The organism is Candidatus Xiphinematobacter sp. (assembly GCA_016766635.1).
GTDB lineage: Bacteria > Verrucomicrobiota > Verrucomicrobiia > Chthoniobacterales > Xiphinematobacteraceae > Xiphinematobacter.
Genome location: CP068473.1, coordinates 292,286 through 306,682, shown reverse-complemented (window position 1 = coordinate 306,682; position 14,397 = coordinate 292,286). Strand labels below are relative to the sequence as shown.

9 protein-coding genes and 1 tRNA gene are annotated in these 14,397 nt (G+C 48.8%); 3 read left to right on the top strand and 7 right to left on the bottom strand.

All coding sequences use genetic code 11. The annotated features are described in order from the left end of the window. Positions 1-2: 2 nt before the first annotated feature. Positions 3-3,608 (bottom strand): AMP-binding protein, encoded by a 3,606-nt coding sequence (locus JMM79_01335; protein ID QQY08597.1) that lies wholly within the window; start codon positions 3,606-3,608, stop codon positions 3-5. A 913-nt stretch (positions 3,609-4,521) separates the two neighbouring features. On the opposite strand from JMM79_01335, the gene JMM79_01330 reads away from it, so the two are divergent. Together JMM79_01330 and treZ are read left to right on the top strand one after the other, a co-directional pair. Then, positions 4,522-4,593: transfer RNA gene (locus tag JMM79_01330), tRNA-Lys, on the top strand. 183 nt (positions 4,594-4,776) lie between these two features. Further along, on the top strand, positions 4,777-6,561 hold the full coding sequence (gene treZ / locus JMM79_01325) for a malto-oligosyltrehalose trehalohydrolase (protein ID QQY08596.1): 1,785 nt from the start codon (positions 4,777-4,779) through the stop codon (positions 6,559-6,561). Here treZ and treY read toward each other — a convergent pair. After that, complete coding sequence (gene treY / locus JMM79_01320; protein QQY08595.1) at positions 6,537-9,308, bottom strand: malto-oligosyltrehalose synthase; 2,772 nt, start codon at positions 9,306-9,308, stop codon at positions 6,537-6,539. The two genes, treZ and treY, sit on opposite strands and share 25 nt — an antisense overlap. A gap of 276 nt (positions 9,309-9,584) precedes the next feature. After that, the gene (locus tag JMM79_01315; GenBank protein ID QQY08594.1) at positions 9,585-10,235 is read right to left on the bottom strand and encodes a 4'-phosphopantetheinyl transferase superfamily protein; all 651 of its coding nucleotides are present in this window, start codon (positions 10,233-10,235) and stop codon (positions 9,585-9,587) included. A gap of 261 nt (positions 10,236-10,496) precedes the next feature. Here JMM79_01315 and JMM79_01310 point away from each other — a divergent pair, with 261 nt between their 5' ends. After that, complete coding sequence (locus JMM79_01310; GenBank protein ID QQY08593.1) at positions 10,497-10,745, top strand: hypothetical protein; 249 nt, start codon at positions 10,497-10,499, stop codon at positions 10,743-10,745. Between the two features lie 76 nt (positions 10,746-10,821). On the opposite strand, the gene JMM79_01305 is transcribed toward JMM79_01310, so the two are convergent. The 4 genes from JMM79_01305 to rpmF form a co-directional block, all read right to left on the bottom strand. Continuing rightward, positions 10,822-11,652 (bottom strand): TatD family hydrolase, encoded by an 831-nt coding sequence (locus JMM79_01305; GenBank protein QQY08592.1) that lies wholly within the window; start codon positions 11,650-11,652, stop codon positions 10,822-10,824. Between the two features lie 78 nt (positions 11,653-11,730). After that, positions 11,731-12,777: a ketoacyl-ACP synthase III gene (locus tag JMM79_01300; protein ID QQY08591.1), complete on the bottom strand. Its 1,047-nt coding sequence runs from the start codon at positions 12,775-12,777 to the stop codon at positions 11,731-11,733. Between the two features lie 27 nt (positions 12,778-12,804). Continuing rightward, positions 12,805-13,806, bottom strand: coding sequence for a phosphate acyltransferase PlsX (plsX, locus tag JMM79_01295; GenBank protein ID QQY08590.1), 1,002 nt, complete (start codon positions 13,804-13,806; stop codon positions 12,805-12,807). 110 nt (positions 13,807-13,916) lie between these two features. Continuing rightward, positions 13,917-14,105: a 50S ribosomal protein L32 gene (gene rpmF, locus JMM79_01290; GenBank protein QQY08589.1), complete on the bottom strand. Its 189-nt coding sequence runs from the start codon at positions 14,103-14,105 to the stop codon at positions 13,917-13,919. Positions 14,106-14,397: the final 292 nt, after the last annotated feature.

Genomic DNA, 14,397 nt, shown 5'->3' with positions numbered 1-14,397 from the left:
CTTTAGAGTGCAGAAAGAACCCCAGTGAGGAGGCTAGCCACCTCGGCTGGCTTGTCCAGTGGGGATCTTCCCTCGAGATAGAGTTGGCTCCATATTCCCATTGGGGAGCGCTGACACCACTGGGGGTCAGGTTTCCCTCTAGCAAAAAAATAAGGTCCTCTCTGGAGCGCTGGGGGTTGATATTCGGCAATTATTTCTACCAGGTCCTTTGGACCTGTTTTCTCCCTAAGGAACGCTTTTCTTAGACCTCGTAGCCACCTTGCAGGTTTACGACCAATAGGAGGGATGTCAAAAAGGATAAGGGACAAGCTTTTTTCGTCCTCCTGATCTAATTGATGAGCTAGCTCCCAAGCAAACACTGCCCCAACACCAATACCGACAAGAACAAAATCACCCGAGAGATGCTTTCGAAGAACGAGTGCCGAACTGCAGGTGATCTCCTCTACGGTAGCCAAGGAAGCTGATAGTTTGCTAGGAGAAACCATAAAACAGTGTATGGCATATTTGTTGGACAAGGATTGAGCTATGGGGAGGTAGTCTTCGGCGAGACCACGGCCGGCGTGAATGAAGTAGAGTGCTATACTTCCACTGGTTCCTGTTTGTAGTGTTACGATAGGTGACTGTCGTAGGGATCCTGTGGCAGGATTGGGATGGAGGTAACCACCAGCCTCTACTTCTCCTTGGGGAGGAACGGTTGAAGCGAGTATAGGCTGAAATTTTGGAGATGCTAGAAATAGTGAATTTATCTGATCGAAAGGATCCAAATGGAATCGGGTAACAAGTGCAAAGTGCGTGGGTATCAGTTCTCTTGGAAGGTGCTCTTTTAAATGGGGATCTAGCGTAGTTGGTAACGATGTCACGTGACTGTCGCGCAAAACAATCCATGCTCCCAAACAGGATGACTGCTCCCCAATCGGAGTAAAGCTGCGGACTACGCTATCCATAATGTCCGGATGAGAAGTAAGTGCACCTTCTATCCTGCGCAAGGTTATCCAATCCAAAACACCCGGGGGCTGACTGTAGGGTTGACTAATCAGTACCAGTTGTCCCTCCGAGTTCCATTGTGCCCATTCGTCTGTTATAGAAAGCTGCCAGGTGCGACCGCCCATGGTCGCAGCTACGGCCTTCCCGTCCTCACACATCCCACTCTGAATGTTTTTATATAGACAATATGCAAGCACTCCGGGAGAGTAAGGAGGTAGCTGCCGCTGATGGCTATCCACGAGAAATACTGCAACACCCGGCTGTGGGCGGCCGCAGACTAGTCCTCTCTTGCAGAGCTGTGGCGTGCCAAGGATTTCAGTCACGACACCGCCCCCCAAGAATTCTGAGGGGCTGTAGAATACAACGCATTCGACTTGTCCAGTGTTCTGTTCTTCCCATTTGGAGATGATCGAAGGCGAGACATGACCTGCCTCGATTACTATCCGATGTAAAGTACGAGGGGCAGAATGGTGTAACTCACTAAGATAGTGTATCCATTGACTCCAGAAAGCAGCTGTAAGGCGTAGATGTGTGATCCCCACAGACTCAAGAGTTTCCTGAAAGGCGGTGCGTGTGCTTTTAATATTTTTTTCTGGGAAAATCAGTGTAGCTCCAGTAAGGAGGGCGACGAAACATTCTTCTATTGCAGCTGCACTACCCTGGAGGTGGTGGCAAAGAATCCGGTCGTTTGGCTGTACATTGTAGGCGCAGATGGCATTTTGAACGACAGTTTGTAGCTCTGCATAAGAAATTACCCTGCGATCCCTGTTGGAGTGTAGGACAGAAACCATGGGACTAGCAGGGGAAAGAGCAGTAATGAACGCTTGCCTTGGAAGGGAGAGGATTCTTCTCCACAGAGACTCCTCCAGTACAAGCAGAGTTTGTTGGATCTTTCCTTTTCCAGGAAAAACCTCCTTGCCCCTGTCGGCTATCACAGTAGACACTTGATGCCTGGAGAGATACTCCCCGAGTTCATCAGGCAATGCTTCTGGATCTAGTGGCAAGCAAGTACAACCAGCCCTTAGTGCCCCGAGTAGGGCAACCAACGTCCATGGGGAAGAGGGCATCATCAGTGCGAGGACTGTTCCAGTGCCTATAGAACGACTTCTTAAAAACGTGGAAAATTGACTGGAATAGATTTCCATTAGAGAAAAACTTAAAGAATCATTTCCCCTTTCCACAAATGTGCAGGAGCCGTACAGTTGGGCGATTCTCTGTAGGGCTGTAAATAAATCGAGTGAGGTTGGCTGCACTGAGCGAGATACTCCCATCCCTAGACGAACTGATTCCTCCTCTTCACTGGGGAGATTCAGCTTAATCTCGGAAATTGGTGTATTCGGCTCTGTAAGGTGGTGTAGTGCTCTGAAGAGACGTCTACATAGCTGGTGCACGATCCGTGGAGAAATCTTACTTGGAAGGTATTCAATACCAATAGAGAGGCGTTCCTCTCCGCAAGCCAGAACCTGTATAGGAAACCGAGAGTATTGGTGTATGCGAGCGTCAAAACGCATCCACTGGGGTAGGCAAGCATGAATGCGACTATTAATACTTTCCGGTAGGAAATTTAGGGTGCTGCTAAGTTGAGGAAAGGGGTCGGAACGACCAAGGTGGTTCCATACTTCTTGGATATTGCTTATAAGGAACGGCTCAGTGTTAACTTCAACCTCCTGCAGGGAGCGTAACCACATTTCACAAGTTAAGTCCTCTGGAATTTGAATAGGAAAGGGCAGGAAGCTTTCAAATAGACCGACCGATTCTGCAGCCTGTGGGCCCGAAAGATGGCGGCAAGAGCGATAGATACCAAACATTGCCTCTCCATTTATGCTGATACGTCCAAGAACTAAACCCCAGGCCGCCGCAAGGAGAACAGGTAAGGAAGTGTTTGCCAGATTAGTTAAATGAATAAGTCGCTTAGTAGTTTCCCTTTCCAAGAGGAAGTCCTCGTGTTTTAACGGTGGGCTCACAGGGGTACAATCCGCCTGAAGGGGGGAAGTGGCTATCAATGGCAGAGGATCAACCCGTTGCAAGAGACACTTCCAGTGCCGACGAGCAGCTGCAGGGTCTATGCTTTCAACAGCACCGATAGCAGCTGCATAGGAGGGAGGCTCTTGTAAAGAAGGTTGACGTCCGTAAGAGAGCTCCTCATAGGAAACCAGCCAATCACGTAACACCAAAAAGATGGATTCCCTATCCAGCAAGATTGAGTGACAGGTCCAAAGAAAGTGGTGCATTCCTCTGGGGAGTTTAATAGAGCAGAAGCGTAATAGGGGCGGTTGTAGGAGGGTGAAGGGTTCCGTTGCATCTTCAGCCTGTAGTCGGTTCCATTGGGTGCTTATTTGCTCGCCGGAAAGATTGCACCAGTCAAGGGAACGCCAGGTAGTCTCACAGTCTTCATGCTCGTGGAAAGAGAGTATGTCGCCAGTTTTCTTACTGAAACTGGAGCGGAGCAGGCCGTGCCGTCGTGTCACCCATTTCCAAGATTTCTGGAGCAGTTGAATATCAACAGGTTCTCCAAAATTGAAAGAAATCTGTATGTTGCCAGTTATGGCTGTTCCATGGGGGGTGTCTGCTGTGGAAGCGGCATAGATGGCTTCTTGCATGGGAGAGGCTGGAAATTCGTGCATAGAAGAGGGAGAGGAGGAACAAGTCGAACCAGGTCTAAGAATAAGTGGTGGTAAGCCGTTCCTGAAACTAGAATCCACGCCTTTTGAAGAGGAAAGTGGGATTTTTGAGTCTCGCGGTATGTGGTACTGCTGTAGTGTCGCGTGGCAGCCGGAAATGGTGCGCCCCGACATGCTTAGAGCGACAGGCTGTCCCCCCGGGACAGTTAGGGACATTTGCCAGGATGCTTGTACCTTTTGTTGGAGAATTACTTATTTTTATAGAAAGACACTTCTGGGAAAAAGGTACGTACAAGTCAAGGTGGCATTAAAGATTTATTCCCTCTGGCATACATAGGACGAGCATCTGTACTTTTCTTAATTGAGGTCTCCTTGGTGTCTTCCCGTTCCATTATTCCTGTTGCTCCAGAGCAGATTTTTCCACTTACTGGTGCCATTGCCCCAGCAGGCACAGCCATTAATCAGAACAGAAAAAACGGATAGACTGGGCGGGATTTACCAAGAAAGGCCTGTACCTGTAGCGTTCTTACTTATCTAGGAAGAGAATGCCTCTAGATTACACTGCACAGACCTTAACTGCCTTAAGGTGAGAATTTGAAGATTTTAAGGCGCAAAATCCCAAGATTGTCTGGGTGGGGTTTTTTTGCACAAAAAACGGTGCACGGTAAATACGATATTCCCTTTTTCTAAATTGCTGATACCAATAAGGCCCTTGCCAAGGTGTTAGAGTGCCACTTGGAAATGTGTCCGTTTCTCAGGTTTTTAAAAGACAGAAAGGGACCGGCTTCAGGAGGATTGTTCAAATCCGTGATGCATGCTGGTGTGGGCACAATAGGAGGAGTTTCAAACAACGCTGGTTTTTTTGGCAAGAAAGCCTTGAAGTAAAAGCGAAGAGTTCCGGATCTCAAAAAGGATTGGGTTGATAGCTCAACGGTAGAGCAGCGCCCTTTTAAGGCGTTGGTTCTGGGTTCGAGTCCCAGTCAACCCATGTAATGTTGTTGCTCTCGTGAAGCGCAATGCGACTGAGCGACTGATTTAGACCTTTGAACCTTATAAAAGTGCCAGTATCATGTTAGTGGGGGGTCTGCTGCAGTATTTCCCATCCCCACCTGGGGCAACAATACTTCCAAACGGACAGGTCGTCTATTGTGTATGGGCACCAGACATACAGTTGGTCCGGGTAAAAATTCATACCTTATGCGGGGAGGGGACGCGCATCCTTCCACTTCAGCGGAATAGTAAGGGGTTCCATACAGGATTAGATCAAGGAGGGCAAGCAGGGGACGCCTACTTCTATTGTCTAGATCTAGAAGGGAGGACTGGGTATTACCCGGATCCAGCCTCTCGTGCTCAACAGATAGATGTACACGGTCCTTCCCTAGTAGTAGATCCCAAGAAATTTTCTTGGTCAGATAGTGGCTGGCGCCGCCCCCCTTTTAGGGACCTCATAATTTACGAGCTACACGTTGGCACCTTCACTCTGGAGGGAACGTTTCTGGGTGCATGTGAGCGTTTTTCCCTATTGAAAGAACTGGGAATTACGGCTGTAGAGATCATGCCGGTTGCCGACTTTCCTGGAAGAAGAAACTGGGGATACGATGGTGTCCTTCCCTACGCTCCCGCAAGGTGCTATGGGACGCCCGACGATTTTCGCGCATTAGTTAACTGCGCACACCTACATGGCCTCGCCGTAATTCTAGACGTGGTCTACAGTCACCTCGGGCCATCCGGAAACTATTTTTCTCGCTTCACCCCATACTACTTCAACCCACAACATCACACCCCCTGGGGGGACTCTATAAATTTTGACTCAGAAATGTCTGGTCCTGTCCGCGAGTTTTTTTTACGCAATCTTCTCTACTGGATGGAAGAATTTCACGTTGATGGGTTTCGATTGGATGCTACACACGAGATACGGGACAGTTCCCGGACTCACATCCTCAGCGAAATGTCAGAGGCGGTCCACAGAAACAACGGCTACATGATAGCGGAGGACGAACGCAATCTCGAGTCCTTACTCGGCAACCGTTCAGAAGGAGGTATGGGGTTTGATGGGGTTTGGGCAGACGATTTCCATCACACGTTACGAATAACTCAGACGGCTGAACAATCCTCCTATTTTGCCGATTTTGACGGCTCGCTCACGGAAGTCCTTTCTGTCCTGGAAAATGGATGGCTGTATCAGGGGCAAATTTCACGGCGCACCGGCTCCTCTCGAGGAACACCATGCCGCCACTTACCTCCAAGTCAATTTGTACACTGCATCTCCAACCATGATCAGGTCGGGAACCGGGCGCTAGGGGAGCGCTTATCTCAGCAAATCTCTCCCCCAGCGTATCGTGCTCTTTCCGCTCTGCTCTGCCTCTCCCCTTATACTCCTCTCTTGTTTATGGGGCAGGAGTGGGCTGCATCTACTCCATTTCTCTATTTTACCGACCACGACACAGAAATGGGAAGGAAAGTTACAGAGGGGCGGAAGAGGGAGTTTTTTGGGTTCCAGAAGTTCTTAGATATGTGTGGGCAAAAAATTCCTGACCCTCAGATGGAAGAATCCTTCCTAAGATCAAAGCTGCAATGGTGCGAATCTCAAGAAGACAAACACGCAGAAGTACGCTCTCTTTATGCCGCGTGCCTTCGTCTGCGCCGCCGTGTCCTCCCCATCCCTACTACAAGAGAAAACTGGAGCATCCATCGCCTGCCTTGGGGAGCTGGGGCAATCTGTTATGGAGGAGAGAGAGCTGACTGCTTAGTGGTCTTTGATCTTATGGGAGGGCATACAGGAAACTTCGACTCTGATGGAAGAAAGTGGTCACTCGTTTTTTCTACGGAGGAAAAACGTTTTGGAGGTAAAGGTGGCATAGAGTATATCCCTTCAGAAGGAAGAATCGCCTTCCTGGAAAAGGGGCTGGTGGTACTCTTTTCTCGTGTGAGTCAGGAGCAGGAATCTCTACGGTAGAGAACCGCAACAGGCAGATGCGTCAAAACATCTGAGATGCGCATTTCCTGCTGGTTGCAGCGATACAGCTCCTCCGTCAAAATATTTCTCCAGGAGCCAATAAACGATTCCGAGACTATCTTTGTCCCAGACCATATACGACTGTCACAGGGTACTAGCCATAGCTTGGCCGTCAAGCGGGGAACGATAACTAAGAGGGTCATGCTATCATGCTGACGCAGGAAGGAAATAACATGATCTTTCCGCGACCCTTGTGAGAGCAAGGGTTGGTAGTCTGCCATGCGAAAGAAACTAGTATAACTGCGGCGAAATTGTAGTAGCCTCTGGATAATGAAGAGTTTGATACGTCCACTTTTCCATTCAGAGAGCAGTTCCCTTGGGGAAATCTCCGACAGTGAATTTAGGAGCCGTTGACGCAAAGCGTAGTCCACCGGACGACGATTATCAGGGTCGACAAGGCTAAAATCCCAAATTTCGGTGCCTTGGTAAAAGTCTGGAATCCCGGGCACCGTGCATTTCAGTACTGTTTCGGTGAGTGAGTTCCAAGCACCAAGGCGAGCAATTTCTTCAGCGAGAGGAATGAATGCCCTCCGGAAAGTAGCCCCCGACTGAGCATCCAAGATTTTCTCGACAAACTGCGCCACCGCTCGCTCCCACTCTTCATTGGGCTGAGTCCAGCTGCTATTAACTTTTCCCTCCTTCAGGGCCTTCACAAGATATTTTTGAACTCTGTCAACAAAATTCTCCCAATCTTCGGAGGAGAGGTCTAGTGGCCACATCCCTAGCAAGGTTTGATAGAGGAAGTATTCCTCATTAGGAGAAGGGGCCATTTCATCTCCGACCTGGATTCGAAATTTCTTATTAATCTGCCTCCACCTAAGAACGGCCCTGCGCCACTGGCCTGGCACTTCAGAAATTGCGGCGATTCTCATTCGCACATCCTCACTGCGTTTGGTGTCATGTGTGGAAGTAGCAAGCAGCGCATGGGGGGTACGCTCGCGGTTGAGCTGGTGAAACTCAGAAGGACTCAGACCCAATATGTCTGGACTGCCTCCTACTTCATTGACCGCAATCAGCCGGTTGTAAAGATATAGAGCCGTATCTTCTAACCCTTTCGCTGCCACCGGTCCGGTACATTGCTGAAACTTCATTATGAAGTGAAAGTGAGCATCGCGCTCCTTAGGAGAGAGTTTCTTTGGCGGGTCCACAAGGAGAAGCCTGCGTAAAAAGTCAAATGCAGGTTTGTCAATAGTGGGATTCTTTCTACTCGCTATTTCTATAGCGCGTAGAATGGAGCGCTCTTCAAATTCTGACGGAGGATGGGTTGCCGTTATGTAAGTACGGTAGACTGGAAAGCAGGCAATAACTTCTCTGACGGCATTCGTCAACAGACTACGGGTACAATCCCGGTAATTTCTATAAAGCTCAGAAAGTCCATCAAGAAGTTTTCCCAAAGAGAGTATTTCACTCTGGAAAGAGGTCTCTATGACCAAGCGCCTTTTCTCATAGAGAAGATTAGAGAAGGAAGTGGAATTGCCAATAAAGCGCCAATAGGTTTCGGTAAGATGCACTGCAGCAGTTGCATCGATAAGCAGATGCACTACCTGATTGGCAAAGTCATAACCTGTGGTTCCAAAAACTGGCCAATCAGAGGGAAGCTTCTCGTGGGACATATTAAGTATTTTTTCCACAACTATGTAAAGTGGTGAGGAAGATTGGAGGAGGCTGGCATAGCCTTCTTGAAGGCGGCACAAGTACCCCTTCGGATCCCACAGACCGTCCACGTGATCGATGCGTAATCCGGTCACGTCACCGTGAGCAAGAAGTCTAAAAAGCAGTTGGTGAGAAGCTTGAAATACTTGGGGAATTTCTACACGGAGTGCAGCTAAGCTATTAATGTCAAAAAATCGGCGATAGTTGATTTCTTCCGCCGCCATGCGCCAGTAGCTCAGCCGATAGGCCTGGCCCTCCAAGAGTTGATGAAGAGCATCGAATGTTTCCGGGGCATTAGGGTCACCTAGAAATTCAGCTACTGCAAGGTCCACAGCATGGCGTATCTCTGCATCGCTCTGGATGAGGGCTTCTAATTGTGCTCTGGCTGTAACGCTTGGAGGAGAGGCACTCCTTAAGCGATCGATGACCTTACTAAGCTGAGTGACATTCCGGCCCTGGAGGTAGCTAAGGCTCCTCCGAAGGATCATGGGATAGGTGCTTGGACATACCGGAAGCTTGGTAGCAGAATACCGGTAACGAATAAAGAAATTGCCCCCTTCCCGTTCCAGTGTGAGATCGCCACTATCCAGAGTTTTTCCATAGCGGTCATTTAGGATAGGAAGCACAACTTTCTCGGAAAGGGCTGCTTTATCCGGGTGCCAGTCAATGTCAAAGTAGTTTGCATAGACCGAGGCAGGGCCGTTCTCTAGCACATCCATCCACCACCGATTTAAGGACTCATTTATACCCATGTGGTTAGGTACAAAATCGAGTAGTTGCCCCATTTGATGCTGACGTAACTCCGAGATAAAATACTCATAGTCAGAGGTGCTACCAAGCGCTGGGTTCAGGGTATTATGATTGACGATATCATACCCGTGTGTGCTTTTCACCCCAGCTTGAAAGTAGGGGGAGGCATAGATGTCTGTAATACCCAGGCTATGGAGATAGCCCAGAATTTCAGTGGCATCTGCGAAGGTAAATGCACCGTGGAACTGCAGACGGTAAGTTGCTGAGGGGATATGGGCATTCATGAAGTCGGTCGGTCTCAAAATGTTCTAATGTTCTGGGTTCCCGGAATTGCTAGTATATTTCCTACCCCTGCTAGGGAAAGTGAGAGCATGGAGCATGGAACAGTACGACGCAACGTACCACAGAAGCCTACCCTTGCCCAAAGGGACCAAGCGCAATTCTACGCGTGCCGGCAGAGCAATTAAAGAGGTAGCTTTTATTGCCTCCGGAGTATGCAGCCAAACCGCGCACTTTCGAGACAAGCAACATGAAGACCTCAGAACATGCGGGGACCGTTATTAGTTTTCTCGGAAAACTGTCACTATAAACTGGCACTCCGATGCCAGAGCACCTACAATCCCTGGCCAGGGGTTGATTTCCTTTATATGAAGCCTCCTGTCCTGTCGATATACCCGCCAGGAAGGCGTATTTGTCTTTATCTTGATCTTTTTTAGCCCAAGAGCTATCCCCTCACCAGCTAACTTAACAGCGGCTTCCTTTTGAACCCACATGCGAAGAAAAATCTTCTGAAGATTCTCTTGAGGGCAGGACGCTAAAGCGAGACATTCGGAAGAATGAAAGCATCGGCGGGCAATCTTGTTTGCAGAGACAGAGCGGCTTTCCTTTTCTATGTCTAGTCCTATAGAAAATCGGGAAAACGCTGCAAGAACCCTGCCATCTGTATGGGAAAGACTGAAATGAGGTCCCTTCCTCCCAAAGTGCGGTTTTCCACCAGGCAAATATCTCAAGCGCACCTTTCTGGGCGTACTTCCTGAGTAGACACCAGCGATACGTTGGACCATAGCACAAGTGTCTTTTCTTCCGGAAAAGAGCCATCCCCATAGGTGGACCTCCCCAAATCCCAAAACTTGGCCATTGATTGGAACGAAGGGATACTTTCTGGAGATATCCAAACCCCTCTCATCTTTATACTTGAAGGGAAAACTCATATGTTCTCTAGAGAGATGGCTATTGCAACGACCTCCACTGCGTGTAACCCTAAAACTATTAAAAGAACTGGAAACAGAATATCGCCAGCTCTCTCCAAAGACTCTCCAAAGAAAAATCAATTGCGCGGGGGTGGACTTTTGCGGCCACTCGCTGGCATGCAGTTCAGAAAAACAGCTTTGCCTGCCTGAAGTTTCTCCACCCCTGGGGCCCTCTTTACCTCTAGAGTTGTGGTCCAGGCTATTTTGGTGAAGACTGGCCCGATGTGTAAGTCTTCTAACCCAGGAAATACCCATATGGAGGAGCGAGCGGAGCGTGCTGCAAAGATCATCGGACATCCAGAGCGGTACAAGATTTGCGAGGGTTGTGATTCAATCCTAATGCTTGAAGCAGCAACGTGCCCTAATTGCCATAGCTATCGTTTCAACGCCGACGTAAGCGAGATAGTTGTACATGCACAGCTCCTTGCTAGCCGAGTGCAAACCAGCGTGGCACAGGAGGACATGTACTAATTAAACTCGTGGATGGAAGCCCTCCTCCATCTTAAGTTGTCAGGCCAGTTGGCAAGAAGGACTCTGTTTTTTATCACTACTTCAGCCGAAAAAATGCTTTAGCCGTAGCGGTAGTCTGCCGAGCAACAGCGTCAAGGCCCTCCCTGCGCACCCGAGAAATGGCTTCTGCCACTATCCGGACATAAGCGGGTTCGCATCTTTTGCCTCTAAATGGTACAGGCGAAAGGTAGGGACAATCTGTCTCCACCATATAAGCGTCAGGGGGTACTTGAGCGGCCGTGTTACGTACAGTTTCGGCATTATTAAATGTCACCATCCCAGTAAAAGAGACAAGGTGACCTCCTGTAATAATCTCCCTAGCCTGTTCGATCGTTCCTCCAAAGCAATGGAAGACTCCCTGCAGCCGCCCAGAATAGCGAGCAAGGAGACGCCATGTGTCCTCCCATGCATCTCTTTGGTGAATGACTACGTTGAGACCAAGTTGTGCGGCTAGATCTAAATGCTGTAAGAACACCCGGACTTGGAGAGATTTATATGCCCTGTCTACGGCAGCACTGTCTACTTCCTTTGAAGACCGGCCACGAAGGGGTGCTCCACTCTTACTAGGAAGACAGTGAAAATCCAGCCCAGTTTCACCAATAGCAACAACCTTGGGATGCAAAGCGACTTCCTGAAGCTGTTCGAAAAAATCCCCCCCCTCTTTCTCAATGTTAGTTGGATGAACCCCAACAACTGCATATAGGGAAGGAAATCTCTCCGCGAGAGACACCACTTGTAGGCTGCTTCGAAGCCCAGTTCCAATACTCAGTACGCGATGAACACCTGCATCAGCTGCACGAGTAATTACTGTTTCTAGATCCAGAGTATACTCTAACTCATCTAAATGAGCATGTGTGTCAATCAACATAGAGAACAACAAAGAGAACGGGGCACGTATACCTTCTATGCAAGGTAGCAAAGAAGCTGAACGAAAGACCCATTAACCTCACCACTGGATTATCGAGCTTGCCCAAGTCAACCCTCCACCAAAAGTCACCATCAAAATGTAATCACCAGCTTTAAAACGTCCGTTGCGATTAGCTTCGTCTAGGGCTATTGCCACAGCAGCAGCTGAGGTATTTCCAAATCGATCCAAATTTACGTACACTTTTTCCATAGGAACCTTAAGTCGATCTGCAAGCACTTCAATGATGCGAATATTGGCTTGGTGCGGAACGACGCACTTGATATCGGAAATAGCTAATCCCGCCTGTTGTAAAGCATAAAGAGCGGCTGACTGCATGGAAGTGATGGCCAGCTTGAAGGTTTCCTTTCCGTTCATCCGAATAGTGTTAAAATGCCTCGCAAAATTTTCAGGAGTAACAGGTAGAGCACAGCCTCCTCCAGGCATACATAAAATGTCCCCGTAGTCTCCATTGCTTCCCATGAATGTCGTAATAATTCCCCTGGATCCCCTTCTATACTTTAGGACGGCCGCACCTGCTCCATCCCCGAAAAGGACACAAGTGTTACGATCACGCCAGTCCACTAGAGAACTTAACCTGTCTGCACCAACCACAAGTACAGTGTCATATGTGGAGGTACAGATAAACTGCCGCGCAATCTCCAGCGAGTAAAGAAAGCCAGAGCAAGCTGCAGAAATATCAAAGCAGGCAGCATGCTTCGCTCCAAGCAGACGCTGGACGTGGCAAGCAGTTGCCGGAAAAAAAGTATCTGGGGAGATGGTAGCAAGAACAATCATGTCAATTTCACTAGCTTGCACTTTCGCCTGTTCCATGGCTTCTCGAGCCGCCTTTGCAGCCATATGGCTGGTAAATTCCTCCGGTGCGGCAATGCGCCGCTCCTTGATACCAGTACGGGAAGTAATCCAAGCGTCGCTCGTATCCACAATTTTCTCCAACTCAGTATTGGTCAGGATTCGTTGTGGTACATAGCCTCCAGTTCCTACAATAGAGGCTGTGCGGCTTGGTGGTGAATTTGGAGGTAAGGCTCGCCACTGCCCACCAGACTGCTTACTAGACGTTAACCTCACTTCCTGAAGAGCAATAAAAACGGCTGCCTATACCCCGCACCGCTTAATCGCCTCAATGATGCGTGGGTTAATACCCTGCTCAACGAATTCAGTAGCAACACGCACGGCGTTCTTGACAGCAAGTGGGCTACTAGCTCCATGGGCAATGATACAGACCCCGTTGACCCCGAGCAATGGACTGCCACCATATGTTTCATAATTAGTCTTATTCCAAATTGTCCGAAAGGCATTACGTACCATGTAGGCTCCCACTTGATGCAGCACACCTTTCCTCAATTCACGTTTGAGCCAGCGAAAAACTGCTGCAGCTGTGGCTTCGCAGGTCTTAAGGACTACGTTACCAGTAAAACCGTCGCAGAGCACCACTTCGACTGGACGTTCGAAAAGATCGTGTCCCTCCACATTACCCCGGAAATTCAACTTCGCAGATTTCAGGAGTTTAAAACTTTCCTTGATTAAGTCACTTCCCTTCGCATCTTCCTCACCAATGGACATCAAGCCAACTGCTGGATTGGAAAATCCTAAAACGTGCTTAGAAAGAACAATGCCCATGATAGCATATTGCAGCATGTACTCCGGACGCGCCTCGATGTTAGCACCAGCATCAATCAGAACACAAACATTATGCTCCGTAGGTAGATAGGAAGCAATTCCAGGACGTTCGACACCCTCAAGAGTCCGCAATTTGATGGTTGTAGCAGCAACAGTAGCTCCCGTATGACCTGCACTAACAAGTGCATCGGCACTCCCATTTTTGACGAGATCAACTGCCATGGAAACAGAAGAATTCTTCTTACGGCGGACAGATTCCGTTGCTGAGTCCGACATCTCTACTACCTGAGTAGTATGGACAACCTCTACTCTCTGGTCTCTGCAGTTTTTTTCCCCCAGATGTCTAATAATCTGGTCTCTATCACCAACCAGAAAAAGCTTGGAAATTCTATGATACTCACGCAAGGCTAAAATAGCACCAGAGACAATGTTGGTTGGGGCATAATCGCCGCCCATCGCATCCAGAGCAATCCTCATAGAATCAAGAGAGAGCAGCAAAATTGTTTTTAAAGGCAGCTCTCAAATGTTCGGAAGCCAAGCGGTTTCCCAGGAATGTGTGCCAAATTCTGATCGCACACATCTAAGATCTAAGCCAAAGATTTCCCAGCACACAGAACTAGCCTACCCTTATAGTAGCCACAGGAAGTGCAAGCAGTATGGGGCAGGACCCTCGCTCCACATCGTGGGCAGGAAACAACCTTGGCAGCCCTCCAGTGGTGCGACGCTTTGCGCGTGCGCAAACGCATCTTGGAAGTTTTTCTCTTTGGCACTCCCATAAAAAAAATTAACTGTCTTTAGCGTTAGGTTTTTAAAAAACCGCCAGGCCAGCAGCGACGGTCGATCACTCATTTCCTCTACGGACACCACAAGAGCTTCAGCAGGATATAGGGGCTGAAGCGGTGAAGCACGGGCTTACATCTAGCGACTCAGAAAAGCAAGCAGGGTATCCTTTCGTATAAAGTGGGTCAAGCCTATGCTTTCTCCTGGCGGCTAATTCTTAGCTGAACAGAGGGATTGTCAGAAATCATCGATCTGTACTGTACAGTAGGGCACGGAGACATGCGACTA

What these genes read in the sequence shown, in the direction of transcription:
- JMM79_01335 (QQY08597.1), bottom strand. Translation starts at nt 3,608, where the DNA reads ATGCACGAATTTCCAGCCTCTCCCATGCAAGAAGCCATCTATGCCGCT.
- treY (QQY08595.1), bottom strand. Translation starts at nt 9,308, where the DNA reads ATGAATGCCCATATCCCCTCAGCAACTTACCGTCTGCAGTTCCACGGT.
- JMM79_01315 (QQY08594.1), bottom strand. Translation starts at nt 10,235, where the DNA reads ATGAGTTTTCCCTTCAAGTATAAAGATGAGAGGGGTTTGGATATCTCC.
- JMM79_01310 (QQY08593.1), top strand. Translation starts at nt 10,497, where the DNA reads ATGTGTAAGTCTTCTAACCCAGGAAATACCCATATGGAGGAGCGAGCG.
- JMM79_01305 (QQY08592.1), bottom strand. Translation starts at nt 11,652, where the DNA reads ATGTTGATTGACACACATGCTCATTTAGATGAGTTAGAGTATACTCTG.
- plsX (QQY08590.1), bottom strand. Translation starts at nt 13,806, where the DNA reads ATGAGGATTGCTCTGGATGCGATGGGCGGCGATTATGCCCCAACCAAC.
- rpmF (QQY08589.1), bottom strand. Translation starts at nt 14,105, where the DNA reads ATGGGAGTGCCAAAGAGAAAAACTTCCAAGATGCGTTTGCGCACGCGC.